This window comes from Paenibacillus sp. 32352 (assembly GCF_002042965.1).
GTDB classification, from domain to species: Bacteria; Bacillota; Bacilli; order Paenibacillales; family NBRC-103111; genus Paenibacillus_S; species Paenibacillus_S vulneris.
Genome location: NZ_MZNT01000002.1, coordinates 499,832 through 525,402, shown reverse-complemented (window position 1 = coordinate 525,402; position 25,571 = coordinate 499,832). Strand labels below are relative to the sequence as shown.

Sequence of the window (25,571 nt, the reverse complement as noted above, 5' to 3'; positions counted from 1 at the left end):
ACGCCGAGAGGGGTTTGTTTGGTTATTTTATAGCGGCAAAGCTGTCGTTTATGCGGCAGCCTGTTGCTCTTACCGTCACTGAACATGACGGAATGCCTATTTATTCCTCTTCCTCAGTTACCGTATAAATTACAATATTGGAATCCACCCGTTCCGTTTCCCCGGTGTCTTCCCGCTCAAACGTTACATGCGCTTGATTCTCCACAGACTCATTGCTTGGAACAAGCACTTGCAGGGCTTGAAAGGTAATCCTTACCGATTCTCCGGGAGCCAAGGACCCCAAGTGAATTCCTTCCTCCGGATGAGCGCCGGTAATGGGATTATTATTAATTATCACGCTGCCACCCGTAAATTGGGTGCCGTTAGGCAGGTTATCGAATAAAGTTACATGGTTCAATACAGTGGGGCCCAAGTTAGCAACCGTGAGTGTCCCGGTTCTATTAGTTACGACAAAGGAGAATGTCAGTCTGCTTCCCGGATGACTTTCGATAGGTAATACGGATTTGGTCACACTCAGAGGCGGTTGGCCGATGACTTTAACAGAAGCCATATCGCTTACCGGGTCGGTTTCCGCAGAGACGGCTATAGCGGTATTCGTTATGACGGTTCCCACCTCTGTATCAGCCGGAACGGCGAACTTGGCTCTCACAGTTACAGATTGATTGGGAAGCAATGTGCCAATCATGCGATGGATCCCTAACCGATCATCAATGACTCGAACCGATGTAAGAACGGAATCGCCGGTATTGGTTACCGTAATCCGGTAATCAATCGTTTGCCCCCCCATGACGATGGATCTATCTGCCGTTTTGACAATTTCAAGCTGATGATTGGGGCGCGGCGGCTCGGGAAGTACAGTAACTCGAGCATCATCGGTAACTGGCCCCGTTTGATCCGTTTGGGCTGTAGAAACATTCGTAATGATTGTGCCGCCCGGAGTTCCTTCAGGGATGGTAAATCTTCGGGTAATGACCGTACTGGACCCTACAGGCAGACTGGCAAGGACTTCATTCAAATTAAGCATAGCATCCGTAATTCGAATATTTGTCAGATCCACTTCTCCGGTATTCGTAACCTCAATACGGTACTCGACGGTTTGCCCCGGCCTAGCTTCTGTTGGTGTAACGCTTTTTTGTAAAGTGAACGCCGGTACTGGAACTGGAGGTTCCGGAAGTACATTCACGACAGCCTCATCACTGACCGGGCCGGCCTGATCCGCTTGTGCCGTAGAAGTATTGAGCAGTACCGAGCCTGCTGGCGTACCTGGCGGTATGGTGAAGGATTGCGTAATAATAATACTCGTATCAATCGGCAGGCTAGGAATAATCTGGTCAAGTCCCAGCATGGTATCTGTTAGACGAATATTGGTCAACTCCACTTCCCCGGTATTAACAACCTCGAGCCGGTATTCAACCGTCTCCCCAGGGAGAGCTTCCGTCGGCGTGACGCTTTTCTGCAAAGCAATATCTGGTGTCAGAACAGGCGTTACCACTTCATTCGAAGTGATATCTCCTGTAAGTATCGGCCCGCCGGTGACACTCTGATATTCGAAAATCACCAGTGCTTCATTCACGATATCCCCTTCCGGCGGCAGTGATACGACCCTAACCTGGTAGGTCACTACAACAGCCGCACCGGGAGGGACTGAGCCAAGCGGGATTCCGCCCCTTGGGTCTGCGTCCGTAATGGGGGTCGAATTAATAGTCACACTTCCGGGAACGAATTCCGTATCGTTAGGAAGGCTGTCAAACATCAAAGTGGTATCTGCCGGTACGGTGCCGGAATTTTCAACAACAACCTTATATGTCAGGATTTCCCCCAGACTGGCGCTTGCCGCGTCTACACTTTTTTCCACCGTAATCCTTGGCGAATTGATATCAATATAGATTCCTACCGCTATGACGCTGTATCCGTCTCCTCCTGTCCTTAACTGAAATACGGCTGAAGTCTGATTGTTGGTCAACGTTGCGGAAATATCTACATTGGTGATATCCCAAGACTGTCTGCCCCCCACAATTTGCGTTCCCGGCTGCCCGTTGATCTGGTTTCGATCGCCGAAGGTACCTGTCGTATCCAGGTTACCGCTGTCGTCATTGATCTGTGAAGCAAAGAAATTGTTGGGAAAATTATTTGGCCCTTCCAGCACAGTTAGCGCAGCCTCCGTCGGTCCGAATAAAACCTGATCCCCTGTCTTGTTGGCATCGCCATCTTGGGCACATAGCGCCATTCTTCCGGATATGGCTCCTGACGTAGGTGTTGCGAACCCTGTAAGGGTCGTAGTCAATTCGGGAATGCCCGCGGCGATCTCGACAATCCCTACATTCAGACTGAGGTTGCGAAAAGGAAGGCCCGGGTTCTCGTAAACGACACATAGTGTCCATCCGCAGTTATTTGCCGTACTATTGCCGAGATCAATATTTCCAACAACACCACTGACTGTATAGACTCCGGCCCCTCCTGCCTGAATGATAGCTGTGACATTCGCCGATCTGAAATAATTATCCGTCGCATTGCGATGCGAGGTCTGAGCGGTGACCGGGTCGGGAGAGATGCTGAATGTTCTGCCTTGTGGAGTCGTTAAGGAAACGTCCTTATCTATGAATGCAAAATAATTATTAGTCCCGCCGGTAACCGCATAGGTTCCTGCCCATACCAGCTCCGCATATTTGACCCTGCTGCCGGCGGGAAGCTCCAATATAGCGCTGGCGCTGTTAAGATTGAAATCCGAAGTCGTTCCCGGAGGATAACTTCCGAATTGCATGGATGTATCGATGGCAACAAATGCCCCGATAAAATCCCGTGTACCCGGCACGCCGGTTTCATTGGAGCGGCTGAGCCCGAGCGTATTCCCAGTGAATGTAATCGCTCCAGTATCATTGTCACTGTAGCGAAGTATAAACGGCACGTTAGTTTCCTCCTCAATGAACCGATTTTCCCCGTCTTTATAGACATCCCTATTCGGTTATATAGACCCTACTTCCAAATATATGAGAGGAATCTCCTTTATGTGTTGGGAAACCCGATTTATGTCCATTGCCGGCTAACGCGGTCCCTTGCCTCTTTTCACAACTGCTCGGATACATATTGTGCATCCTGGGCTACGCCTCCAATCAGAGCCGATCCTCTTCGGTACTGCCACGGTAACCCGAGAAAAAATAAACCGGGAACCTCGCTTACCCCGCGTTTATGTACAGGGAATCCGCCAGTGCTTACAACCCCCCGAATCTCTATCCAGCTATAATCAGGCCTGAAGCCGGTGGCCCATATAATATTATTCACTGATAATTTCGAGTCATCTTCGAACAAAACTTCATCCTGAGAAAAGGAAGCTGCCCGAGGCTTCAAGGTTACTTTACCGACAGCGATTCGGGATCTTAATTCCTTCCCAATCACCGGTTCATTTTGTCTAAGTATTCTTCCCAAGAGTGAATCCGTTGTGGCCTTGCTTAACCCAAGCTTATCGAACCACCAAAATATGCTTTTATTCCATAGACGAACAGGCAAAAACTTCAATGGTTTCGAGACCGATAGCGTAACCTCCCTGGAAAGACTGCACTCATAGGCTATCTGCGCTCCCGAATTTCCGCCTCCAACAATAAGGACAGCCCCTTCTTTCAGTTGATTCTGATTTCTGTATTCCGAAGAGTGTAATTGCACCACGCTGCTGCTTATATTCTCTGCTCCTTCAGGAAGAAACGGTTTTTGAAACGGCCCCGTCGCTATAATAACCTTGTTAGCAAGATAAGCACCCTTCGTGGTGATTAATTCGAAAGCATCTCCCTTTTTTCTCAAATGAGTTACCTTTGTCTGTAATTGAAGGGGTATTGAAAATTTATGGGCATAACGCTCCAAATAATCCGCGACCTCATCCTTTGTTGGAAATCCATCGGGATCCCCTTCCATCCGATAACCGGGCAAGGAGCTATGGGACCTTGGGGTAAATAAGACAAGAGAATCATACCGCGATCTCCATACTTCACCGATTCTATCCTTGGAATCAATCAGTAAGTAAGATAACCGCTTTTGGGACAAGTAGTAACCCATGGCCAATCCGGCTTGTCCTGCCCCAATAACAATGACGTCAAACTGTTTTGGATTCATGCTGTTCACATCCGTATTTGTTTATATGATCACTTATTCATATATAGTGTAAGATATGTGTTCTATTTTTTCAAGCTATTTCTATTTGTTCCAGTGAAACAAAAATATCCCCACAAATGTGGGGGGCTATCTAAGGCTCCTGCAAGGAGGTCATACCTCTCTTCCCGTGTTGCCGCTATACCTATGAGAATGCGGCGTGCTTCCGCTAACGGTCGTATAGCCTCTGAATTCATGATAATGCCCGCCGCCGCCAGGTATAGGTATGGCAGGTCCGGTTGTTCCCCTGATAATGTGAGTGTGACCCGCATCAAAGGAGGTTTCCGCGTAATAATTGTGGACATGCGGGACACCGCTTGGGGCGGCTTCCGTCATCCCCGCATAATGATGGTTATGGCCTACGTCAAACGAGGTGACACCAGAAAATGGATGCACATGTACTGGACGATTATCCCACGAGGTGATAAATAATTTATGTGAATGCTCATTTCCCTCATCATTCGAATGAACGACAAAGCCCGTTATAGGAATATCCATGCTTTTCTTCCCTTCATTTTTTGTCTGTATACTGTATGAAAGCCTAAGAAGAAAGGCATGGGCGGGAGCCCAGTTGTTGTACTTTTATCATGCCATATCGGGATTCCCGTAACATCTCCCCTAACCAACGTAACAGGTATTGGTGCGGCCCATCAAGCGTTTATGGAAAGGAGGCATGAGATACGCGGCGCGATTTTCGAAGACAGGTATGTATGTGTCCAATAAAAAATGCACTCCTGGCATTCATCGGTGACGCCGGCCGGCTTCTCCACGATTGAATTCAAGAGTGCATTGATGATGGAACTCGAGATGTAACTCCAAGGTTTGCTACCAGAAGTCTGTTAAGCCACTTCTTGTTGAACCTGCTCCTGACGGATCGAGGTTACATACTGCTTGCCTTTGTCCGAGTCATACTGTCCTTCCCATTTGGACATAACCACCGCTGCCAAGGAATTCCCCAGTACGTTCACGACGGTGCGTGCCATATCAAGAATCCGGTCAATCCCCGCGATGAACGCAAGTCCCTCAATAGGAATATTGACAGATCCCAGAGTCGCAAGCAGGACAACGAAGCTGACACCAGGTACACCCGCAATCCCTTTAGAGGAAATCATAAGCACTAACAGCAAAGTAATCTGCGTGCTGATCGGCATATCGATGCCATACATTTGCGCTATGAATATCGCAGCAAGAGCCTGATACAACGTGGAACCGTCAAGATTGAACGAATATCCAGTCGGAATAACGAACGATGTAATCGCCTTTGGACAGCCGAACTTCTCCATTTTCTCCATAATTTTAGGAAGAACGCTCTCCGAGCTGGCGGTAGAATAAGCCAGAAGCAGTTCGCTTTTTAGAATACGAATCATCGTGAAGATGCTGGTGCCGCACAGCTTGGCAATAATGCCGAATACGACAAAGATAAAGAAGAACATAGCCCCGTAGACGGACAATACCAGCTTACCGAGCGGAATAAGAGATGCAACCCCGAATTTGGAAACGGTTACTCCGATTAAGGCAAAGACGCCGAACGGTGCAAAATTCATAATTTTGTTGGTTACCCAGAACATAGCGTCTGCGACGCCTTCGAAGAAATGAATGACGGGCTTCCCCTTCTCGCCGATAGCCGCAATTCCTAATCCGAACATTACCGAGAAGAAGATAATAGCCAGCATGTCCCCAGCAGCAAGTGATTGAATAATGTTGGTAGGAACAATATTAACGATAGTATCAATGAAATTATGCCCTACTTTATCGGTGGTTTCTACATATTTGTGAATATCCGATTTGGCCAGATGGGTCATGTCCACCCCGGCGCCCGGCTTGAATATATTTGCTGCAAGCAAACCGACCACAATAGCGATGGTAGTTACAATCTCAAAATAAAGAATCGATTTGCCGCCAATTTTACCCAGCTTCTTCATATCCCCGACACCGGCTACGCCGACGATCAAAGTAGATATGATAATCGGTACGACGATCATTTTGATCAAACGGATGAAAATGTCGCCTACCGGCTGAAAATAGGTTGCTATAGTAGGATTCCCGTAAAACAAAGCACCTACAATGATCCCTAAGGCCAGACCTATAAAAATTTGTGCTGCCAACCCTATTTTCTTCATGATCCTATGCCTCCTTTAAAGATAGTAAACGTTTTCTTTATTGTAAAAGGGCATCTACGCGAATCGACAAAAATCTACGCAGCCCTGTAAAAAAAATATTAAGATTCGAAAAATAGGGCAAACTTCTGTACAATAATCTAGTCTGGTTATTGAATGATAGGAAGTGCTATCCTTGAAAGAGCTTATTACCGCGTTGCTATTCATGATGATTGCAGTACCGCTTGCCGGAGAGATCAAGTTTTTTCCATTCCACGATACGTTTCGAATTAGTCTCGGGACGCCGGTATTTTTCTTTTTCTTATTATGGATTCGAACCCTCCCTCCATTCTTGTCGGGACTGATCGTCGGCTTCAATGTCGTCTTGTTCCGGCTTCTTTGGGACGGTTTTCTGCACCCTAATGGATTATCCATCGATGAGTTGTTTCAGCTGCATTATCCTGTTTTTTTCTATTACACGACCTACGCTTGCCTATTCCAGCTTCTCAATTTGAATAAACAGCCGTATCAGCCTCTACGGGTCGGCGCTTTGGATATCATCACGGAGACAGGGGCAACCTTCGCAGAGCTTGCGTTCCGGCCGACGATTATTGAGGATTTCATCCATTGGGAGGCTTATGGCAAAATCGTGCTGATCGCTGTCGTTCGAAGCTTTTTCGTGCTCGGCTTGTACAATATCATCCAGCTGCGCCAAGCGGTCTTGAATGAGGAGCAGCAGCGGCGGCAAAACGAACATACTCTGGTGCTTATTTCGAATTTGTATGAGGAATCGGTCCAGCTTAAAAAAAACCTCAAGTACGCCGAGAATATTACCAGAGACAGCTACGACCTGTATCGCAGCCTGCTTCGAGCCGAACAAGCTGCCGAACCCGGTCTTATCAGGCTTCTTGCCGAGCGTGCCCTGCGGATATCCGGTCAGGTCCATGAGATCAAAAAAGACAACCAGCGCATTTATGCGGGTCTATCTAAGCTTATTCACGAGCAAAGCTCGGCGGATTATATGGGAGCCGGAGAGATCGGACGTCTTATTGTCAGCACTAATGAGAAGTATGCAGAAGCGCTCGGCAAATCCATCCGGTTTAGCCTTGATGTGGATGAAGCGCTGCCTGAGCTCCATGTGTTTACGCTTCTAACCCTGGTAAACAATCTGGTCGCAAACAGCGTTGAGGCGATGGATAAAGAAGGCTTTATTCTGATCAGGGCATTTCTTAAGGGCGAATACATACAAATCCACGTGATCGATAATGGTCCCGGCATCCCCATCAAACGCAGGGAACGCATATTCACACCGGGTTATACGACCAAATATGATCTATCGGGTACCCCATCGACTGGTATGGGATTGTTCTATATTCAGGAGGTGGCAGAGTCGTTGGGAGGAAAGATCGAGCTTAGAGAGGATTCCCGCGAGGGTGAGACCATGTTCACCATTACATTGCCTGTACAACAAGTTATCAAGAGGGGATAAACATCATGCGTTTTTTTATTGTCGATGACGATCAAGGCATTCGGTCCATGCTGGCCGATCTTATAGAGGACGAAGCATTAGGGGAGGTTGTAGGAGAAGCCGAGGACGGCTCTCTTGTTACTGCGGAGCTGCTCGAGCTGAAAAGAGTCGATATCTTGCTGATCGACCTGCTTATGCCCCTTCGCGACGGCATTCAAACCGTTCGGGAAATCGCTCCGCTGTTCAGCGGCAAAATCATTATGATCTCCCAGATCGAGAGCAAGGACATGATTGGCGAAGCCTATTCGCTAGGCATCGAATACTATATTGCCAAGCCGATTAACCGGCTGGAGGTGCTTGCCGTGATCCGAAAGGTAGAGGAACGGCTGCGTCTGCAAAAATCCATTCAGGATATTCAAAAATCTCTGCAAGTTCTAAACCTGGGAGGTCCCCCTGAACGGCCGGAATCATCTAGTGCCCGCCATACCATCACGTCCTCCGGACGAACTCTTCTGTCTGAGCTTGGTATGATTGGCGAAGCAGGAAGCAAAGATCTGCTGGATATGCTGGAATATTTGTACGAACACGATACCTCGGCGGAAGCTCCCCACACCTTTCCCGCTCTCAAGGACATATTCCGCGGAATCGCGGTACGCAAGCTGGGAAGCGCGGCATCCGATTCGGATATAGCCAAGGAGGTCAAAGCTTCGGAGCAGCGCGTGCGCCGGGCCTTGTTTCAAACGCTCAACCATATCGCATCGCTGGGACTGACCGATTATTCCAACCCGAAGTTCGAGAACATCGCGTCGAAATACTTTGATTTCACCGAAATCCGCAAGAAGATGATGGAGCTCCAAAACGACGTCGAGCCGTCCTTTTCGCAAACGAAAATTAACACGAAAAAGTTTGTGCAGGTGCTCTATATGGAGGCCAAGCGGCTCATTCATGTATGATACTAAGCGCAGCTCATGGGGGCCTTCACGTCCCCAAAGCCCTCTTCCCTGCCAGTTCTAGCTTTTTGATCGACGCTTTCCCGGCTTGAAGACCGAAATTGCGAATAACGCGAGAAGAGCCAGGAGCTGAATGACGATCCCTATCCACAATTGAATATTGTTCACAGCAAATTCAGGATTCGATAAAGCCTGAATTCCTTCCGCCGTTATTATCGTTACAGCCTTCAGGGTCCAGAAGTACATGCCGATTGGTCCTAACAAAATACATAACGCGGTCAGGAACTGCTTGGCAATGAGCCAGTTATATCGAAACAGCCCCCACGGTGTCAGCACGGACAACAAAATTCCGCTTGCCAATGTCCCGATTGTCGAAGCGCGGACTGACGTCTTTGCCAGTAGATGCATGACGGTATAGCATGCCGTAAACACACCTGCATCGTTTGTATTTGCCAGGATGATGCTTAAGACGAGGAAGATGACCGCGCCTCCGAACAGGATGGCCGAGAATAGAATATGAATTGTAAGCAGCCACTTTCGCGGGGTTGGCTTCAATTTGATCATGCCCACCTGTGTTCACCTCCCTTCCCCTACCACTGTTCTTTCCTCATCTTAACCATAACTTATTAACGGTCTCTAAAAGAATGATTAAAAAAGTATGAACTGCCTGCACAGCATAATATTGCACCTAATGGTTAAGATATGAACCGAAGGGATCTTTCCCTTATCCTTTCCGGAATACGCAGCAGCATAAACCCTGAAGAGCGAAGCAAGATTGTCCGGCAGTCATGCCATCTGCAGCCATAACAACTTAGAGAATAGAGGAATCCGACGTGGATAAAAGATCGAATCCTGAAATGGACGACCTGCTCACCCATCAAGCGGGAGCTACCCGATTGCATGAAACCAGAAAGACAAAAGAGCCTGTACAGATCAATCCAGCCCCGCCTCCGGGACCCGTCTCCGAGAAAGAATAAGCTCATTTGAATGAAAATCCCCCTCCGAATGGGACGGCAGGGGGACATACTATTCAGACCTTTACATGAACTTACAGGGATAGGTGATCGTCCTCATGGTATTTTCCAGCTTTGTATTTCTTTACGGGTTCCTTCCACTAGTCCTGCTTCTCTATTTTATCGCGAAAAAAGAATGGAAAAATACGGTGCTCCTCTTCTTCTCCCTCTTCTTCTATGCCTGGGGAGAGCTGACTGGGGTCTTTATCTTGTTGTTCAATGTGCTGATCGGCTGGATCAGCGGACGCTGCATCGAACGGGCAGGCCAGACAAAGACAGGCAAGACGCTGCTCTTTCTTTCTATTGCGTTCCAGGTCCTCTTTCTCGTTTATTACAAATATCTAGGTTTTCTTCTTGAAGCCTTCCAATCCTTAACATCCGTTTCGTTAGCCTACACACCACCTGCCCTTCCCATAGGAATTTCCTTTTTTACTTTCCATGTCATTTCCTATTTGGTGGACGTCTATAGGCGTGAAGCCCCGGCATTGACCTCCTATTCCTCACTGCTCTTATATATAGCGCTATTCCCGCAATTGGTGGCTGGTCCCATCATCCGGTATGCCGATGTGCAAACTCAGCTTAAGGAACGCAGGATTACCCTGGACGGGTTCAGCCAAGGTGTCGTTCGTTTCATAACAGGGCTCGGGAAAAAGGTGATTTTCGCCAATTCCCTGGCAGGGCTGACTCCGTTTTTCCTGGATAGTCCGAGCGACCAATTAACTGTGGCAGGAGCTTGGCTCGGCATCCTCGCTTTCGCCCTTCAAATCTATTTCGACTTCTCCGGGTACTCGGATATGGCCATCGGCCTTGGCAAAATGTTCGGCTTCTCCTTTAAGGAAAATTTCGACTATCCGTATATCTCGACGGGAGCAGCTGAGTTCTGGCGCCGGTGGAATATCTCGGTAGGCCGTTTTTTCCGGGACTATGTCTATATTCCCTTAGGCGGTAACCGGAAGCGCGCCTTGATGAACATGTTCATCGTCTGGTTCTTGACGGGTCTATGGCACGGCGCCAGCTGGAATTATGTAGTATGGGGGTTATTTTTCGGCGCCATGATCACTTTGGAGAAAAGCTTCCTTCAGCAGCTGCTTTCCCGCTTGCCCCGCTTCATTTCTCATTTGTACTTCACGGTGGTGGTGCTTGTTGGATGGGTGTTTTTTTACTTTGAGTCGTTGCGGGACGGAGCGAGATATTTACGAACGATGTTCGGTTTTGGGCATGTACCGGCGGTTAATGAAGCCTTCTTCATTCATTTGCAGAACCATATTATCCTGCTCGTGCTTGGCCTCATTATATCTACACCGGTCCCTGCCAGGCTGCATCAAGCCATGTCGCATCGCATGAAGCCACGTATGGCACATGCCGTCTATAATCAGCTTTTGGTGCCGATTACTTCGCTTGTGATTCTGGCCGTCTCGGTGCTGCTGCTAGTAGGAAAAACCTATACGCCCTTCTTCTATTTCCGATTTTGATTCAGCGGAGGCATAGCTATGAAGCTAGGACAATATTTACAAATTGGCTTCTTTCTCCTGTTTATCTATCTAGGTACAGGCTTAATGTGGTCTTTAGGCGGAAACAGGGTGTTCTCGGAGACGGAAAACCGCAATCTCGCGCCGCTTCCGCAATGGTCGACTCATGCCTTATGGTCTGGCCAATATTTGCATGACATAGAGAATTATGTAGCCGATCATGTTCCTCATCGGGATGCGCTGGTCGGACTAAGCAAGCTCGTGGAAGCATGGGAAGGCTTGACCCTTTCTCAGGATGCCGTGATTGTCGCTTCGAATGCAGATAATACGGGACAAGCGGCTGTACCTGCCGACGAAGAGCCTGCAGTAACGATGAATCAGCCCCCCTCTCAAGGGCCTGAGGTTACAGTCCGTATACCTGATGCTGCCCCGACTCCGGTTCCTTCCCCGCAACCGAAGCCCGACATGGAATCCAAAGCGCAGAAGCCGGGCAATGTTATCGGAAAAGTCTTGATCATGGAGCAGCGTGCCGTGAATTTATTCAGCTATATTTCCTCGGCCGGAAAGCTGTATGCAGAAACGATCAATCATGTGAAAGCAGCTATGGATGCCCATTTCAACGCCAAAATTCCCGTGTCGGTTCTCATTGCTCCTACAGGGGCAGAATTTATGCAAAGCGAACAGCTGAGGAAATTATCCGCCTCCCAGCAGGAGGCTATTCATGAGGTCTATCAGCAGCTGAACCAGGACATTACCCCGGTTGATGCATTATCCATGCTGCAGAATCATGCGGAAGATGCCATCTTTTTTAGAACCGATCATCACTGGACAGCAACCGGTGCCTATTACGGATATGCGGCGTTTATGAAAGCAAAGGGCGAATCTCCGATTCCTCTGGAGAAATACGAGAAGGCGGAAGTCGCCGGTTTTCTGGGATCCTTATACTCAGCTACCCGAAACAGCAAGCTGGAGAAGCATCCGGATACGATCGTTGTATATAAACCCTATGTGAAGCATGAATATACGGTTCATTACGCTGGACCGCTCAAGATGGATCTGCTCGACATGAGTCATGCCCAGAAAAAAAACAAATACAGAATCTTTCTGAGCGGTGACCGGCCATGGGGCCGAATTACAACGGAGATAAACAACGGGAAGCGGTTGGCTGTTATTAAGGATTCCTATGGCAACGCCTTGATTCCATTTCTTCTTCCTCATTACAATGAAATTTACGTTATAGACCCGCGGCAATTTACAAAGTCATTGGTACCATTCATGGAGGAGCATCAAATTCAGGAACTATTGTTTATTAATAATTCCGATGTGCTAAGCAATCCTGACTTCATTCAGCTAGTTCGCGGGATGAGTTGATAAATCTGGATAAACGGAATCTACATAGCGGAGAACCATATTCGAATAGCTTGACAGATTGCCCTCCGATTTCAGCGTCAGCTCATTGATATCTCCTGAATCCATCGAATCGATATTTCCTATCATTCGCCCAAGTTCGTTCGCATTGGCATCCAAATAAAGAAGCTCGAAGGATACAGGATGATCCAGGCTGTTCAGGCTCTCGGTAGTTTCAGTCTGCCTTGCAAAATCGTCCTTTCCCCATCCCAGCGTATCGATTGAATATCTAAGGAAATCCGCTGTGTTTCATCCGTGATCCGAAAAGCAGGATCCGGAACCAACACCCATCCATCCGAGCCGCAAGCCTGAACATGGTACCAGTCTCCGCGTTTCTCATAGGCCCGAATGGTTTGGGCTGAAAGCTGGCATAACGAGCGGAGCGGATAGGTATCGAATGCATATTCCCTGATGGGTGTCCCCTCAGGTACATTCAGCTCCTTATCGGCCAGCGCCACTTTGTCTGAAGGTCCGATAAAGGGACTGTACCATGCATCCCCATTCTCGGTATGGATATGATACCAGCGCTGGTATTTCTCAAATGCGACGACCATGACCGGCGTTTCCATGATCCTGGCCGGCTTCGAGCTGTAGTCAGCCTTGTCATAGACGGGACTGCCCGGCATGAGCTTCAAAGGCTTGGGTTCCATGGGCTGTGGAACAATGACCAGTTCATCGATAGGAATCCACTTCTCTCCCAACCATGTCGAGATGCGAAAGTAGTTTTGTACAAAGGAATTGCGGTCTACATATTGTGGAGCAATTTTAATTCCAGTGCCTCTATCCAAGAACGGGGCATCGTACAGCTCCGTCTCCTTCATGAGCAAAGCAGGCGGCTCCTTGGCGGTATATGCCCGGAACGGAATGGCCTTAGAGACATAGATCCACTTATTTCCTAACCAAGTCTCAATTTGATACCAAGCGGTATCGTCCCACATGGGCTGCTTGCTTCTATTAGAGCCTGCCAGTTTTACCGTTTGCGGCGTAAGCTCCACTCCCGTGGGGGATGAAAGATTCGGCTCCTCGTATAGAGCTGTGGACTCCGTTAAGGTCAGCATATTCGGCTTTAGCTCTTCTTCCCCTGCCGCAAATAAATGCAAGGGAATCGAACAAGTGAACCAGACTAAAGATAAAAGAAAAAATATGCGATGGATAAATTTCATTCTTATTGGCCCTCCCTTCCGTTACAATCATTTAGACGCAGCGGAAAGGCGATAGTTTCCTTATTTGGGCAGATCAGGTGAGCGCATAAACATGGTTAAGGAGACTTCGCAAATATTTGCCTCGTAATAGTTCCCATATAGGCATGAGCCCCATATCATAAATGTAGCCAGCGGCAGAGACTTTACAGTCATCTTTGCTGTACTGCACGATATTATTTGTGATTCAAAGGGAGTGACAGCGTTGCAAACAAGGCAGGTTACTATCCCAACACCCTCACGTTGGGGAATCAATGCTTTTGCCGGAGGAAGACCTGTTGTCTGGGGAGAACTCAACATATACTCCATCGAAACCAACGGGAGATTCACAGGCACGGTTAATTTTCGGGGAACTCCGATTCCTATTGAAGGCTTCTGGAATTCCGGCAGCGGACAGATCAGCTTCTCTTCTCCGTATGCCCGTTTCATTGGAACTCTGAGTAATTATGACGACCCAGCCATTCGCACCCGGCATTATGTCCTGAACGGCTCTCTTCTCATGATGCCGCCTTCCATTCAAGCGGGGGAACGAGGCACCTGGATTGCGACCACCAACACCTGTTTGACTCAACAGGAGCAAGGCGCACCGGCCAGCACCAGCCTCCCCCCTGTTGGGGTATTTGTGACGGCGGACTATACGGGTACTCCCTGCTAGTTTTTACCCTTTAGGGACAGACAAAGCAGCCAATTGCGTTGGCTGCTTTGTCCTGTAGCTTGATTATTTATGACGGAACGTATCATCGCTCTCTCGAGGATTATTTTGCGCTGGATGTCCCTCATAATTGTCAATCACTTGATCTGCATAATTCGGGTTGGAATTGTACTTATTCCCTTCGTTTTTCTTTTTGCCTTTAGGCATAACCATTCACCTCCATCATCGTGTCGGTCAGGATTCCCTGTGCACCCCTCATTAGAATGGGATAGTCCCGGCGCCTTCATGCACGTAACTTTTCCCTTCCCCCTTTTCGCTGGAGGAATCTGAATAAAGCGTTTAGGGCATGATAAAGTTTGGGAAATGTCAAATTCGTTGTTTTCCCATAATGACAAAAGTGAGGTGCATGATAGCATGGCAAAGGATAAAGAACGCAATCACAATGAAGAAGCTGATGCAATAAGCAGTAACGACGTGGGTGAAGCTGTAGGAACGGTAGGCGGAGGCGCTGTAGGTGCGATTGTCGGTTCGGCACTAGGACCGGTAGGAACGGTTGTAGGCGGTGTTGTAGGCGCAGCGCTGGGTAACCAAGCTGGCGAGAACGTCGGCGGCAATAATGCTGCTGCTGATGAGAATAACGACAATCATCGCTAATCGGTTGACATGACAATTAGGGTGACGGGGGAATCCCGCACCCTTTTTTATTCTTATATGTAACGAATGTGTTAGTTCCGCCGATAGGCCTTTTCATGAAAACGGGTAATGCTGTGAAAGAGCTGCTCCCCATCCTCCGGCAGACGGTCTTCTTCATTGAAGTTTAAGTACATAGCCCGATAGGGCTCCGGCACCCATATATAATGATGTACATAATCGGTAAGATGAAATCCATTGGCTTCCCAGAATTGGACTCGCCTTTTGTTCTCCTCTGTCGGTTCTGCCTCCACTTCGACGATAATCCCTTTGCATTCTGCATGCGTTCGTGCCCATTCCTTTATTCGGTCCAGAAAGCATCTTCCGTTCCCTTCGCCCCGTACTTCAGATCTAATCGCCAAGTAGTCGATCAGTAACGCGCCTGCTTGCTTATCGATGCCGCTTAATGCCATACCAATAAACTCGGAGCCTCGCGAGATGGTATGCAGCTGACACATTTTTCTGCTGAACATCCGGCGAACGATATCCCTGCTCTTCCTCCCGCCTATTGGAAAGGCCTGCTCGTAAATCGGCTCTACAGATGACCATAGAACTTCATCCCACTCATCGATTATTTGGTAGTCCAAGTCCAATGCTTTCATGATGTTCCCCGCTTTCACCAATATCCTGTTCTATTCTAATGTAATCTTCCCAAAAAACATGAAAGCCACCACATAACATACCCTGCCTTGGCTATACTTTTATCAGCGGCCAATTCCAATCCTGCAATAAAAAAGGAATAAGCGCAGATTATGTCGAAATGCTTGTATTATGAAAACAATAAACGCTAGAACCTCAATTCGATATGGGGTTATTTTAATCCTCTTCTTAAGCTTTCTTCTCGGCCTGCGTCTGGCGTGGAACCAAGCTTTTCTTACTTTGAGCGAGCCTCGCCCCGACCATGGCGTGCTGGATCTCCGCGGATTTAATCTGGATCAAACCGCTTCCTTCTTGCTCGACGGCGAATGGGAATTTTACCCAAATCAATTACTGACAAGTCAGGATATTCGGACCGGGTCAAATCAGGCAGCAGCCATACAAGTTCCGGGAGACTGGGGAAGCTTGCTGGATGATGAGTCCGGTTCTTCCTACGGATACGGTACATATCGGCTGCGCATACTTATTGATCCTTTAAAGCAGCCGGTCGCTTTGTGGTTTCAAGGTATCCAGGCATCCTCGGCAATAGAACTTAACGGAGTTACTGTTGGCGGTATGGGCAACCCTGCGGCAAACCCGAATGACTATGTGCCTTGGAATGTGTCCTACACTTCAACTTATTCTATAGAAGGGACTACTGAGATAGAATTGCTTATTCGGGCAGCGAACTTTGACGACCCCCACTCCGGCGGGATCCTGAAGTCTTTTCGCTTCGGCTCCCAAGCTTCTATCGACTATGTACGATGGTATTCCATTGGATTTCAGCTGGTTATATTTCTTATTCTGCTGCTCCATGGTTTATATGCAATTATTCTATTTATATTCAACCGTCATGAGAGGGCTTTGCTGATCACTGGCTTGTTAACGGTGTCGGTCGGTATTGCCGTGCTTGCCGGGCACGATAACGTGCTCTTGCTATGGCTGCCTGTCAATTACGCTTGGGCTATCAAGCTCCGGCTGCTTGCTCTTTTGTGGCAAAATGTATTTATTCTACTTCTTTTCAGAAAGTTCGCTGCAGCTCCACCTGGAAACCTGGGCCTTCGCATCTATCTAGCGGCCGTTGCCATTTATTCAGGATTCCTGGTTGTTGCCCCTGCTTCATGGGTTCATACAGCGACATATTATCAAGTCTTCCATGTATATTACTTACTTGCGTTTGCTTGGTTTATTTATATTGTCGGTACAATGATCTTCAAAAAACAAGCCGATAAAGACATCATCTTCCTGATGCTTACAGCCGTTGCTATCCTATCCAACGTAACATGGAGCTTGATAGAAGCCGTTTCCAATGTCACAACAGTCTATTATCCATTGGATATCTTAGCAGCTATTACAGGGTTTTCCACATATTGGTTTAAAAAATATTTCCGTAAATCCAGTGAAAACGCCAAGCTTAATGAGCAGCTCAAAAGAGCGGACAAGTTAAAAGATCAGTTTCTCGCCAACACGTCTCACGAGCTGAGGACACCGCTTCATGGAATTATGAATATCGCACGGACTGTGGTTACGAAGGAAAAAGACAATTTGAACGGGAGCAGCCTAAAGGATATGGAGCTGTTGATCACGATCAGTAACCGCATGTCTCATATGCTAGGAGATCTTCTTGATGTAGCGCAGCTTCAAGAGCAAAGACTCACGCTGAGTAAGGAACCCTTGCTCGTTCAGTCCGTCGTCCCTGGAGTTATCGGCATGCTTTCCTTTATGACCGGTACGAAGCCCATACAGCTGCATATGGATATAAGCGAGAAGCTTCCGCCGGTCATGGCTGATGAAAAAAGACTGGTGCAGATATTATATAACTTATTACATAATGCGATCAAATACACGGAACAAGGGATCATATCCGTTTCCGCTGACATGAGGGAAGGCCGGGCTATCCTTCATGTATCGGATACCGGAATTGGAATGGACGAGGAAACACAAGCCCGTATCTTCTTACCTTACGAGCAAGGAGCTTATGGAGTTAGTGACAGAGGAGGCATCGGCCTTGGGTTAAGCATCTGCAAGCAGCTGGTGGAGCTGCACGGCGGTACGTTATCGGTTCGATCCCAATTGGGCGAAGGCTCTGTATTCAGCTTCGATCTTCCTATAACCGACGAAATGAATTCTCCTCTGCAGCAAGATATTCAGCAGTCCGTTCCCGAAGCGGCAGGATTTGTGAATACGGGAGCACCGTTTGCAGATTCCATAGGAGAACTGGCAGCCTCCGTCATCATTCCGTCGATTGTGAACTCGAAAAGCATCCATATACTTGCCGTTGACGATGACCCGATCAATCTTAGTGTACTGGAGGGAATCCTGTCGGCGGAATCGTACAACATTACTACAGTTCATTCAGCTCGGGAAGCGTTGGAATTGCTGGAGACCAAGCAATGGGATTTGCTGATTACCGATGTCATGATGCCTCATACCTCCGGCTATGAGCTGACGCAAAAAGTAAGGGAACGGTATTCGGTATCCGATCTTCCCATCCTACTGTTGACCGCCCGTACCCAGCCCGCCGATATCTATACCGGATTTATGGCTGGAGCCAACGATTATATTACCAAGCCTGTTGACTCAACGGAGCTTAAATATCGAATCCGAGCGTTGACAGCACTGAAGCAATCTATAGATGAACGGTTGCGAATAGAGGCTGCTTATCTGCAAGCGCAAATCCATCCTCATTTTCTGTTCAATACGTTAAGTGCGCTAATGGCGCTAAGTGATATAGATACAGAAAAAATGCGGAAGCTCGGCGACGCCTTTGCATCCTTCCTTCGGATTAGCTTTGACTATTTGAACACGGATGAACTGGTTGAGCTTGAGCATGAACTGGAGCTTGTCAAATCCTACTTGTATATCGAACAGGAGCGTTTTGGGGAGAGGCTATCTATACAATGGGAGGTTGACCCGAACATTGAAGGGCTTCTGCTCCCTCCCCTCTCTATTCAGCCGCTCATCGAAAATGCCGTAATTCACGGCCTATTAAGCAGGAATTTAGGGGGTACAGTACGTCTAAGCATTAGCCGCCAAGAAAACCTCGCCTTTATTGAAGTCCAAGACAACGGTAAAGGAATGGATCAGGAAAGGGCCGCTCAGCTATTAAATCCTTCCAGCAATGCAAGGCGGGGGATTGGTATTTCCAACACCCATCGAAGGCTGACCCAGCTATACGGACACGGCTTGTCTATAGTCAGTAGGATCAACGAAGGAACGACCGTATCGTTCGTTATTCCCGATAGCGGAAAGCCCCTCGAAGCCGGTAAGGATCAATAGCAGGAGGCGAAAAAATCATCCTCTCCTGACCGGGAGAGGTTTCTTCATTAAATAAACATCGGCCCCAGCCCGTATCTTTAAAGAATACTGGCTGGGGCCGATTCGTCCAGAGCTTTTTACTAGCTGCTTATAGCCTGAATGATCTCACTCACTGATTACTTAGCTTGAATATAGCCTTCCGCTTTAAGAAGCTCGGCAATCAAGACCGCACCGCCTGCGGCGCCGCGCAAAGTATTATGGGACAGACCTACAAATTTAAAATCATACAGGGAATCCTCGCGCAATCTGCCTACCGAAACGCCCATACCGCGCTCAATGTCGCGATCCAGTTTGGTTTGCGGTCTGTTCTCTTCCTCGAAATAAGTAATGAATTGCTTTGGTGCGCTTGGGAGCTCAAGCTCCTGCGGACGTCCTTTGAAGTTCAGCCAACGGCTCAAGATTTCGTCTTTAGAAGGCTTTTTTTCGAACGATACGAATACCGTTGCCAAGTGTCCGTCCGTAACAGGTACGCGAATACATTGGGTAGTAATTAATGGCGCGCTAGCTTTCACGATCTCATTATTTACAATGCTGCCCCAAATACGCAGCGGCTCCTGCTCGCTCTTCTCTTCCTCTCCGCCGATGTAAGGAATGACATTGTCCAGCATTTCCGGCCAATCGGTGAAGTTTTTGCCCGCTCCGGAAATAGCTTGATAGGTGGACGCAACCACGGTTGTCGGATTGAAATCGAGAAGCGCGTTAAGAGCAGGCACATAGCTCTGAATGGAGCAGTTAGGCTTAACGGCAATAAAACCGGTGGATGTTCCCAGACGTTTTCTTTGCGCTTCAATAATTTCGATATGCCCCGGGTTGATTTCCGGAATAACCATTGGAATATCCGGAGTCCAGCGATGGGCCGAGTTATTGGAGATAACTGGCGTTCCCGTTTTGGCATAAGCCTCTTCCAGCGCTTGAATATCATTCTTCTTCATTTCGACTGCGCAAAAAATAAAATCGACATTCTGAGCAACCTCTTCCACTTTGGACGCATCTTGTACAACGATGCCCTTCACATCCTCGGGAATGGAGCTGGACAGCTTCCATCTGCCTTGTACAGCTTCCTCATATGTCTTACCTGCCGAACCGGCACTCGCTGCAATTGCCGTTACTTGAAACCAAGGATGCTGATCGAGCAGTTGTACGAACCGCTGTCCCACCATTCCTGTTCCCCCTACAATACCTACTTTCAATTTTGCCGCCATAGATGTTCAAATCCTTTCGAAGTTAGTATGAAAATTATGTTTGTTTCATCATATACATCCGTTGTCTGAATCGTGTTACACGAGACTGCAATAAAAAAATCCCACCCCCAAGACTTAGATAGTCTTGGGGACGAGATTTGTATGCTCGTGGTACCACCCCAGATTCGCCCATATGTCGCCATATTTGCCTCTTCGAGTACGACATTGCCAAGAATGCTTATACTCTAGCTCTATAACAGGAGCTCCTGTCACACCATCTCCGTTTGTGCATGGGTTCCGATGTGCTGCTCTGAGCCTTTTTTCAATAAATAATTCTTCACTCCTTTTCAGCTGCCGGAGCTCTCTGCTCAAGAATCCATTTATTTACTCTTCTCTTCATCGCATTTTGATTCATCTATTGCGTATATAATATCAAATAACTGTAAAGCGGTAAACCATTTTTTTCGAAAAAACTCATGTATGCTTTAATATGCCTAAATAAGCCTTCCATGGCCCTACATCGGAGCTGTAGCTCTTGGCCATCACCCTTACAATCTGAGTCATATGTGTCAAATCATGAACTACCCACGTCGAGAGCAGCTCTCTTACCTTAACGGGGCCAAACTCAGGGTGAGTTCCCGCCAATTCCAGATGGAGCTCGGGTTGAATTCGTTCCTTCACGAAATCCAGGTTTTGAAATCGGATTTGTTTAAATGCCTGCAATGATTGTTCGATGGTGCTTCGGGATTCTGAATGCAAATGGGAAAACCGGTCAAACGGAGGAAACGGCTTGTCCTCCCCCTCCCTCAGGATCATGTCCAAACGCGGCACCCAGTTATGCTTCTCTCCTTCTATCAGGTGTTCAACGACTTCAATGACATTCCATGTCCCCTCCCCTTCATTACAATGCAGCCATCTATCGGATAATCCGGATAATAAAGACTCCAAGGTTCGGGGTGTGCGCTCCAGCAATTCAATGGCCTCATTCAAAAGAAAATTCAATGCAAGACCTCCATTCGTGCAAACCAATGTTATTTACATATTCTCAGTGGATCTCTGTTTTCCTGCAGTACATTTCAAGTTCGTTTTTTCCTTGCCCTTTGAAGCCTTGTGCAAAGTTTGATAATTTCAATCTACGTACCGGAATTTGTACTATAATAAATGTAAACAAAGAAGCCTGTTCCTATTATTAAAAAAAGTCCATTTCCCGGGTGATACTATGCGAGATAATTCCTTGAACCATATCATGAAGCGGATTTTTGCCAACATTCAAGCTGCACCAATTAGCGGCGGATTCACGAGAGTGCCTCGAAGCTGGGGCAATCTGAATTTTGTACCGGCTGTCCATAAGTTTTATTTCATTCTCGATGGCGAGGGCTCCATTAGTATCGACGGCTGCGATTACGAACCCAAGCCTAATCAATTGTTCCTGCTGCCTGCCGGAACACGGCAGTCTCTTGCTTCAATCAGCAATCGGACATTTCAGAAATATTGGTGTCATTTCCAGGCTTCGATTGGGGAAACGGATCTGTTTCGGATGATCGACGTTCCTCATTATATTGATGTTCCTGAACAGGATATCGGGCTGCTCGCGCATCTGTTTCGAGAGCTGAACTGCCATATGAGCCGAAGTGAACCGTTCGCCCCGATCATGACAAGCTCTCTGCTGCTTCATCTGCTCCACTTTTATGTAGAACGGGCAGGTATCCAAAATATGTTCTCTCAATCCCCGTTATCGTACGAAAACTTGAAAACCGTCGTGAACTATATGGAGAATCATTTGCGCGATGATGTTACTGTGCCTGAGCTTGCCCGGCTCATTCACCTGGATACCAATTACTTCTCCCGGCTGTTTAAAGATATGATCGGTTCGTCACCTATGCAATATATGAATCGCCTTCGCCTGGACCAAGCGCAAGCACTGCTTCGAGATACTACGATGACAGTTACGGAAATCTCGGCCGCGGTCGGACTGGAGCTTCATTATTTCAGCAGACAGTTTAAAGCCCATGTCGGCTTCTCCCCCCTCAACTATCGCAATATGGCTTCGAGCATGGCAAGACGTTAATGACCTTTCCAACTACATACCGGTTTGATTTGATAGCTTATTCAACTCAATGGATTGCATATTCCAACGGTGAAACGGTTATAGTATGGGGTGTATGTCTTGGATTTGACATTCTCCCTAAAAGGACAGGTGTAGCATGGAAGAGAGAAAAACATGGGACCTTATAGCGATCGCTTCCATTCCGCTAATTATGACTTTAGGTAATTCGATGCTGATTCCGGTGTTGCCATCCATACGGGACAAGCTGGGCATTACTTCGCTTCAAGTGAGCTTGCTGATTACCGTTTACTCTGCCGTAGCCATTCTGCTGATCCCATTAGCTGGCTACTTATCCGATCGTTTCGGACGAAAGAAAATCATTATTCCCAGTCTGCTGATAACAGCAGCGGGCGGATTGGTCTCAGGACTTGGAGCCTGGTGGCTTGATCAATCCTACATGGTTATTATGCTGGGCCGTTTATTGCAAGGGGTGGGTGCCGCGGGGGCTTTCCCGATCGTACTCCCTTTGGTGGGAGATATGTTCAAGAACGAGGACGATGTCAGCAGCGGTCTGGGCATTGTGGAAACTGCCAATACGTTCGGTAAGGTGCTGAGCCCCGTTCTAGGATCGGCCTTAGCCATGGCTGTATGGTTCCTGCCTTTTCTTGCCATACCCGTTTTATGCATCATTTCTACCGTGCTCGTAGCCTTTCTGGTCAAAACTCCAAAGAAGGAAGACAACGAAGCCGATCAAGAACAAGCAACCCTTCGCGCCTTCTTCACGCAAATTAAGCAAATCTTTAAAGAAAACGGCAGATGGCTGTACGCTATTTTTGGCATTGGCGGTATCTGTATGCTGGTTATCTTCGGGATCCTATTTTACTTATCTGATCTACTGGAAGATAATTACCATATTAAAGGTATACTTAAGGGTTGTATCTTGGCCATTCCGTTAGCTTTCTTGTGCTTAGCGTCCTTTATTACCGGGAAAATCATTAAAAAAAACATGACCCTGATGAAATGGCTGACGTTTGCCGGAATGAGTTTAGTTGCCTTAAGTCTTTTGTGGGACGGGTTTATCTATTCCGCCGCCTTAATTCTGATTATTTCAATATGCTTTATGGGTATTGGAGTCGGAATTGCATTACCCTGCCTGGATGCGATGATTACGGAGAGTATTGAAAAACAACAGCGGGGAACTATTACCTCCATCTACAGCTCTATGCGATTTATCGGGGTAGCGGCTGGTCCTCCGCTTGCCTCGCTGCTTATCAAGCTGTCTCCTTCCGTGATGTTCTTCACCATGGCGGGATGCAGCGCAATTGCCGTATTGCTCGCGTTATTCGGGCTGAAGCCCAAAGAAAATAATCGGGGTCAAGGCCAAAGCTTGCACTTCTTTCCACTCCGCATAAAACAAAAAATTAAGTAGACTCTATATTTGGCACCTTTAAAACAAAAGGCCAAATCAAAGGAGGAATTATACTATGTATCAAAATATGTCCAGCCAAATCAATCAATGTGAACAAATCATTAATCAGCTGATGAGCCAGACTCAACAAGCGACCCAAATGTATCAGCAATTGCTGCAGCAAGAGCAGCAAAATGCTGTGATTCTGGAGCAGATCGCGCAAAAAGAGCAAAGAGCCTCGCAAATGATCCAGACTGCTCTGCAAGGTCATCAGCTTGCTATGCAACAAATGCAGCAAGTAGCTCAAATTTGCAGATCCTTGGAGAATACCGCACAAAACAGCGTGCTCCCATATAATCAAGCCCAAGGATTCGGATCCACTATCGCCAACAACATTTCGTACAGACACTAATAAGTAAATAAATAAGACACTGATCGGATGGTCAGTGTCTTATTGTTCAAGTGGCTTCTGTTATTTTTTCCTGAGTAAATCCGGAAACGGGTTCGTTGTTTTGGACGTTAAATCTTGCTTATGCGTTCCATCCAAATTCATTCTTGAAAGAGTATTCACAATGTCTGCGTATTGATGAACATCGGAATTGATAGTCTCATAAGTCATGTAGTACAAACGTTCACCAATGACATTGATGTTTAATATGACTTTATCAACGAGCAGAGTGGGATTGCTTCCGTCCAGCCCGCTTCGATATAGCCTGGATTCCGAGGAGGACCATTTGCCCTCCACCATTTGTTCATAGTAAACCGTATTGTCTTTAATCCAAAACGATCCTACAGGATGATCGCCGATGCTGCTTCGGCCGCCCCCTGACAAGTCCATGCGGTGCAAGTACCCTTTATCGTCCTTATAATACAGCCAGCCATCAACGATTCTAATATCATAGTACCAATCTGAATCTATTGCCGCCGACTCTGTGCTTTCCGGATCGATCCGGTATAGCCCTCCGGAGCTCAACGTATAATAAATCGAATCGCCCCCCAGGGCCATCTCAAATACCTCTTCATCCTCGCCGCTGAGCTGGGTCCTATCAGTTCCGTCAAGCTTCATCCTATAGATAGGGCCGGAGCCCATCCCCTTATCCCTGCTGTAATACAGGTAGCCGTCTCTCATGAATAAATGCCGTGTCTCGTGCTCACTCAGCAGGGTCCTAGAACTTCCGTCCGTACGTATTCGGTAGATCTCTCCGGCATCGGTTCTCTTGCCTTCCCTATGCTCATAGATCCGGTAATACACCCAGCCGTCCACTGCACTGATATCGGTAACCGGTTCATCGGTTAACTGCACGTTAACAGTCCGGTCCAGGGACATTCGGTACAACTTGTTGCTATCGCCGATATTGGCATAATAAAGCCAGCCGTTATACTCCGTCACCATAGCATTATTATGAATGTTCTGAGGGTCATTGCCGGATCCGGCCGCAAATAAGGGGTTGGCTGCCGCAGTTCCTAGATTTATCAAACGTGAATCCGGGTCCCAGCTGATGCTTACACCCAACTCTTCCGAAACAAAACGAATCGGCACCATCAAACGGCCATTTTGCATTACGGCGGGCGCCTCCAGGGTAACGGCTTGGCCATTTTTCTTTGCAGCAGGCTGATTCAGGGTCAATTCTAGCACTGTACCTGACTTGCTTATGATCGCTGTATTAGTAGATTCTACCCATGTAACGTTCGCTCCCAGTGATTCGGAGACGACCCGGATCGGGACGTAGGTGACTCCCGCATCGGCCTGGATATAAGCAGGAGCATCCGTAAAAATTTCAATCCCGTTCACAGAGATGGATACAGCTGAATCGGGCGATGCCAAGGCTTGCGGAACAGCCAAGAGGGACAGCAAACATCCAGCTAAGCCTATATTTATGGTTTTGTTGTTCATTTCATC

At 47.5% G+C, this 25,571-nt stretch carries 22 protein-coding genes and 1 other annotated feature; of the genes, 11 read left to right on the top strand and 11 right to left on the bottom strand.

Translation table 11 applies throughout. The features are described from left to right. Nucleotides 1-100 precede the first annotated feature (100 nt). The 4 genes from B1728_RS06610 to B1728_RS06595 all read right to left on the bottom strand — a co-directional run bounded on the left by B1728_RS06610 (nt 101) and on the right by B1728_RS06595 (nt 6,257). Nucleotides 101-2,905, bottom strand: a complete 2,805-nt coding sequence (locus tag B1728_RS06610; protein ID WP_079909385.1) for a DUF11 domain-containing protein — start codon at nt 2,903-2,905, stop codon at nt 101-103. 158 nt (nt 2,906-3,063) lie between these two features. Beyond that, on the bottom strand, nt 3,064-4,101 hold the full coding sequence (locus B1728_RS06605) for a flavin-containing monooxygenase (RefSeq protein WP_079909384.1): 1,038 nt from the start codon (nt 4,099-4,101) through the stop codon (nt 3,064-3,066). Between the two features lie 150 nt (nt 4,102-4,251). Next, nucleotides 4,252-4,635, bottom strand: coding sequence for a YmaF family protein (locus B1728_RS06600; RefSeq protein ID WP_079909383.1), 384 nt, complete (start codon nt 4,633-4,635; stop codon nt 4,252-4,254). A gap of 341 nt (nt 4,636-4,976) precedes the next feature. Beyond that, nucleotides 4,977-6,257 (bottom strand): cation:dicarboxylate symporter family transporter, encoded by a 1,281-nt coding sequence (locus tag B1728_RS06595; RefSeq protein ID WP_079909382.1) that lies wholly within the window; start codon nt 6,255-6,257, stop codon nt 4,977-4,979. 163 nt (nt 6,258-6,420) lie between these two features. On the opposite strand from B1728_RS06595, the gene B1728_RS06590 reads away from it, so the two are divergent. Both B1728_RS06590 and B1728_RS06585 read left to right on the top strand, forming a co-directional pair. Next, complete coding sequence (locus tag B1728_RS06590) at nt 6,421-7,722, top strand: sensor histidine kinase (protein ID WP_483310966.1); 1,302 nt, start codon at nt 6,421-6,423, stop codon at nt 7,720-7,722. Nucleotides 7,723-7,727: 5 nt separating this feature from the next. Beyond that, a complete protein-coding gene (locus B1728_RS06585) occupies nt 7,728-8,654 on the top strand; it encodes a response regulator (protein WP_079909381.1) in 927 nt (308 codons plus the stop codon). A 57-nt stretch (nt 8,655-8,711) separates the two neighbouring features. Here the strand turns inward: B1728_RS06585 and B1728_RS06580 are convergent, their stop codons facing one another. Then, nucleotides 8,712-9,215: a hypothetical protein gene (locus B1728_RS06580; RefSeq protein WP_079909618.1), complete on the bottom strand. Its 504-nt coding sequence runs from the start codon at nt 9,213-9,215 to the stop codon at nt 8,712-8,714. 269 nt (nt 9,216-9,484) lie between these two features. Here B1728_RS06580 and B1728_RS36175 point away from each other — a divergent pair, with 269 nt between their 5' ends. The 3 genes from B1728_RS36175 (at nt 9,485) to B1728_RS06570 (ending at nt 12,504) form a co-directional block, all read left to right on the top strand. Further along, a complete protein-coding gene (locus tag B1728_RS36175) occupies nt 9,485-9,628 on the top strand; it encodes a hypothetical protein (RefSeq protein ID WP_179135913.1) in 144 nt (47 codons plus the stop codon). Between the two features lie 95 nt (nt 9,629-9,723). Further along, nucleotides 9,724-11,136, top strand: coding sequence for an MBOAT family O-acyltransferase (locus tag B1728_RS06575; RefSeq protein ID WP_079909380.1), 1,413 nt, complete (start codon nt 9,724-9,726; stop codon nt 11,134-11,136). An 18-nt stretch (nt 11,137-11,154) separates the two neighbouring features. Next, the gene (locus tag B1728_RS06570) at nt 11,155-12,504 is read left to right on the top strand and encodes a DHHW family protein (RefSeq protein ID WP_079909379.1); all 1,350 of its coding nucleotides are present in this window, start codon (nt 11,155-11,157) and stop codon (nt 12,502-12,504) included. A gap of 194 nt (nt 12,505-12,698) precedes the next feature. Here the strand turns inward: B1728_RS06570 and B1728_RS06565 are convergent, their stop codons facing one another. After that, nucleotides 12,699-13,703 carry a hypothetical protein gene (locus tag B1728_RS06565; protein WP_079909378.1) on the bottom strand — a complete coding sequence of 335 codons (1,005 nt, stop codon included), beginning with the start codon at nt 13,701-13,703 and terminating at the stop codon, nt 12,699-12,701. A gap of 232 nt (nt 13,704-13,935) precedes the next feature. Between B1728_RS06565 and B1728_RS06560 the strand changes: the two genes are divergently transcribed. Then, nucleotides 13,936-14,394, top strand: a complete 459-nt coding sequence (locus tag B1728_RS06560) for a hypothetical protein (RefSeq protein ID WP_377740539.1) — start codon at nt 13,936-13,938, stop codon at nt 14,392-14,394. A 63-nt stretch (nt 14,395-14,457) separates the two neighbouring features. Here the strand turns inward: B1728_RS06560 and B1728_RS36170 are convergent, their stop codons facing one another. Further along, nucleotides 14,458-14,598 carry a hypothetical protein gene (locus B1728_RS36170; RefSeq protein ID WP_179135912.1) on the bottom strand — a complete coding sequence of 47 codons (141 nt, stop codon included), beginning with the start codon at nt 14,596-14,598 and terminating at the stop codon, nt 14,458-14,460. Between the two features lie 207 nt (nt 14,599-14,805). On the opposite strand from B1728_RS36170, the gene B1728_RS06555 reads away from it, so the two are divergent. Further along, entirely contained in the window at nt 14,806-15,045 is a 240-nt protein-coding gene (locus B1728_RS06555) for a glycine zipper domain-containing protein (protein ID WP_079909376.1), read from the top strand. Nucleotides 15,046-15,116: 71 nt separating this feature from the next. On the opposite strand, the gene B1728_RS06550 is transcribed toward B1728_RS06555, so the two are convergent. After that, complete coding sequence (locus tag B1728_RS06550; RefSeq protein ID WP_079909375.1) at nt 15,117-15,683, bottom strand: GNAT family N-acetyltransferase; 567 nt, start codon at nt 15,681-15,683, stop codon at nt 15,117-15,119. Between the two features lie 169 nt (nt 15,684-15,852). Here B1728_RS06550 and B1728_RS06545 point away from each other — a divergent pair, with 169 nt between their 5' ends. Beyond that, nucleotides 15,853-18,996 (top strand): hybrid sensor histidine kinase/response regulator, encoded by a 3,144-nt coding sequence (locus tag B1728_RS06545; protein WP_079909374.1) that lies wholly within the window; start codon nt 15,853-15,855, stop codon nt 18,994-18,996. A gap of 155 nt (nt 18,997-19,151) precedes the next feature. Here the strand turns inward: B1728_RS06545 and asd are convergent, their stop codons facing one another. Beyond that, nucleotides 19,152-20,237 carry an aspartate-semialdehyde dehydrogenase gene (gene asd / locus B1728_RS06540; protein WP_079909373.1) on the bottom strand — a complete coding sequence of 362 codons (1,086 nt, stop codon included), beginning with the start codon at nt 20,235-20,237 and terminating at the stop codon, nt 19,152-19,154. A gap of 123 nt (nt 20,238-20,360) precedes the next feature. Further along, nucleotides 20,361-20,625, bottom strand: a binding site (T-box leader). A 65-nt stretch (nt 20,626-20,690) separates the two neighbouring features. Beyond that, entirely contained in the window at nt 20,691-21,218 is a 528-nt protein-coding gene (locus B1728_RS06535) for a DinB family protein (RefSeq protein WP_079909372.1), read from the bottom strand. Nucleotides 21,219-21,435: 217 nt separating this feature from the next. Here B1728_RS06535 and B1728_RS06530 point away from each other — a divergent pair, with 217 nt between their 5' ends. The 3 genes from B1728_RS06530 (at nt 21,436) to B1728_RS06520 (ending at nt 24,083) form a co-directional block, all read left to right on the top strand. Beyond that, the gene (locus tag B1728_RS06530) at nt 21,436-22,284 is read left to right on the top strand and encodes an AraC family transcriptional regulator (RefSeq protein ID WP_079909371.1); all 849 of its coding nucleotides are present in this window, start codon (nt 21,436-21,438) and stop codon (nt 22,282-22,284) included. 136 nt (nt 22,285-22,420) lie between these two features. After that, complete coding sequence (bcbE, locus tag B1728_RS06525) at nt 22,421-23,692, top strand: bacillibactin exporter BcbE (RefSeq protein ID WP_079909370.1); 1,272 nt, start codon at nt 22,421-22,423, stop codon at nt 23,690-23,692. A 55-nt stretch (nt 23,693-23,747) separates the two neighbouring features. Then, complete coding sequence (locus tag B1728_RS06520; protein WP_079909369.1) at nt 23,748-24,083, top strand: hypothetical protein; 336 nt, start codon at nt 23,748-23,750, stop codon at nt 24,081-24,083. 60 nt (nt 24,084-24,143) lie between these two features. On the opposite strand, the gene B1728_RS06515 is transcribed toward B1728_RS06520, so the two are convergent. Further along, entirely contained in the window at nt 24,144-25,565 is a 1,422-nt protein-coding gene (locus tag B1728_RS06515; protein WP_079909368.1) for a DUF5050 domain-containing protein, read from the bottom strand. Nucleotides 25,566-25,571: the final 6 nt, after the last annotated feature.

Coding starts and splice junctions, on each gene's coding strand:
- B1728_RS06605 (WP_079909384.1), bottom strand. CDS start 4,101: ATGAATCCAAAACAGTTTGACGTCATTGTTATTGGGGCAGGACAAGCC.
- B1728_RS06600 (WP_079909383.1), bottom strand. CDS start 4,635: ATGGATATTCCTATAACGGGCTTTGTCGTTCATTCGAATGATGAGGGA.
- B1728_RS06595 (WP_079909382.1), bottom strand. CDS start 6,257: ATGAAGAAAATAGGGTTGGCAGCACAAATTTTTATAGGTCTGGCCTTA.
- B1728_RS06585 (WP_079909381.1), top strand. CDS start 7,728: ATGCGTTTTTTTATTGTCGATGACGATCAAGGCATTCGGTCCATGCTG.
- B1728_RS06580 (WP_079909618.1), bottom strand. CDS start 9,215: ATGATCAAATTGAAGCCAACCCCGCGAAAGTGGCTGCTTACAATTCAT.
- B1728_RS06575 (WP_079909380.1), top strand. CDS start 9,724: ATGGTATTTTCCAGCTTTGTATTTCTTTACGGGTTCCTTCCACTAGTC.
- B1728_RS06570 (WP_079909379.1), top strand. CDS start 11,155: ATGAAGCTAGGACAATATTTACAAATTGGCTTCTTTCTCCTGTTTATC.
- B1728_RS06565 (WP_079909378.1), bottom strand. CDS start 13,703: ATGAAATTTATCCATCGCATATTTTTTCTTTTATCTTTAGTCTGGTTC.
- B1728_RS36170 (WP_179135912.1), bottom strand. CDS start 14,598: ATGCCTAAAGGCAAAAAGAAAAACGAAGGGAATAAGTACAATTCCAAC.
- B1728_RS06555 (WP_079909376.1), top strand. CDS start 14,806: ATGGCAAAGGATAAAGAACGCAATCACAATGAAGAAGCTGATGCAATA.
- B1728_RS06550 (WP_079909375.1), bottom strand. CDS start 15,683: ATGAAAGCATTGGACTTGGACTACCAAATAATCGATGAGTGGGATGAA.
- B1728_RS06545 (WP_079909374.1), top strand. CDS start 15,853: ATGAAAACAATAAACGCTAGAACCTCAATTCGATATGGGGTTATTTTA.
- asd (WP_079909373.1), bottom strand. CDS start 20,237: ATGGCGGCAAAATTGAAAGTAGGTATTGTAGGGGGAACAGGAATGGTG.
- B1728_RS06530 (WP_079909371.1), top strand. CDS start 21,436: ATGCGAGATAATTCCTTGAACCATATCATGAAGCGGATTTTTGCCAAC.
- bcbE (WP_079909370.1), top strand. CDS start 22,421: ATGGAAGAGAGAAAAACATGGGACCTTATAGCGATCGCTTCCATTCCG.
- B1728_RS06520 (WP_079909369.1), top strand. CDS start 23,748: ATGTATCAAAATATGTCCAGCCAAATCAATCAATGTGAACAAATCATT.
- B1728_RS06515 (WP_079909368.1), bottom strand. CDS start 25,565: ATGAACAACAAAACCATAAATATAGGCTTAGCTGGATGTTTGCTGTCC.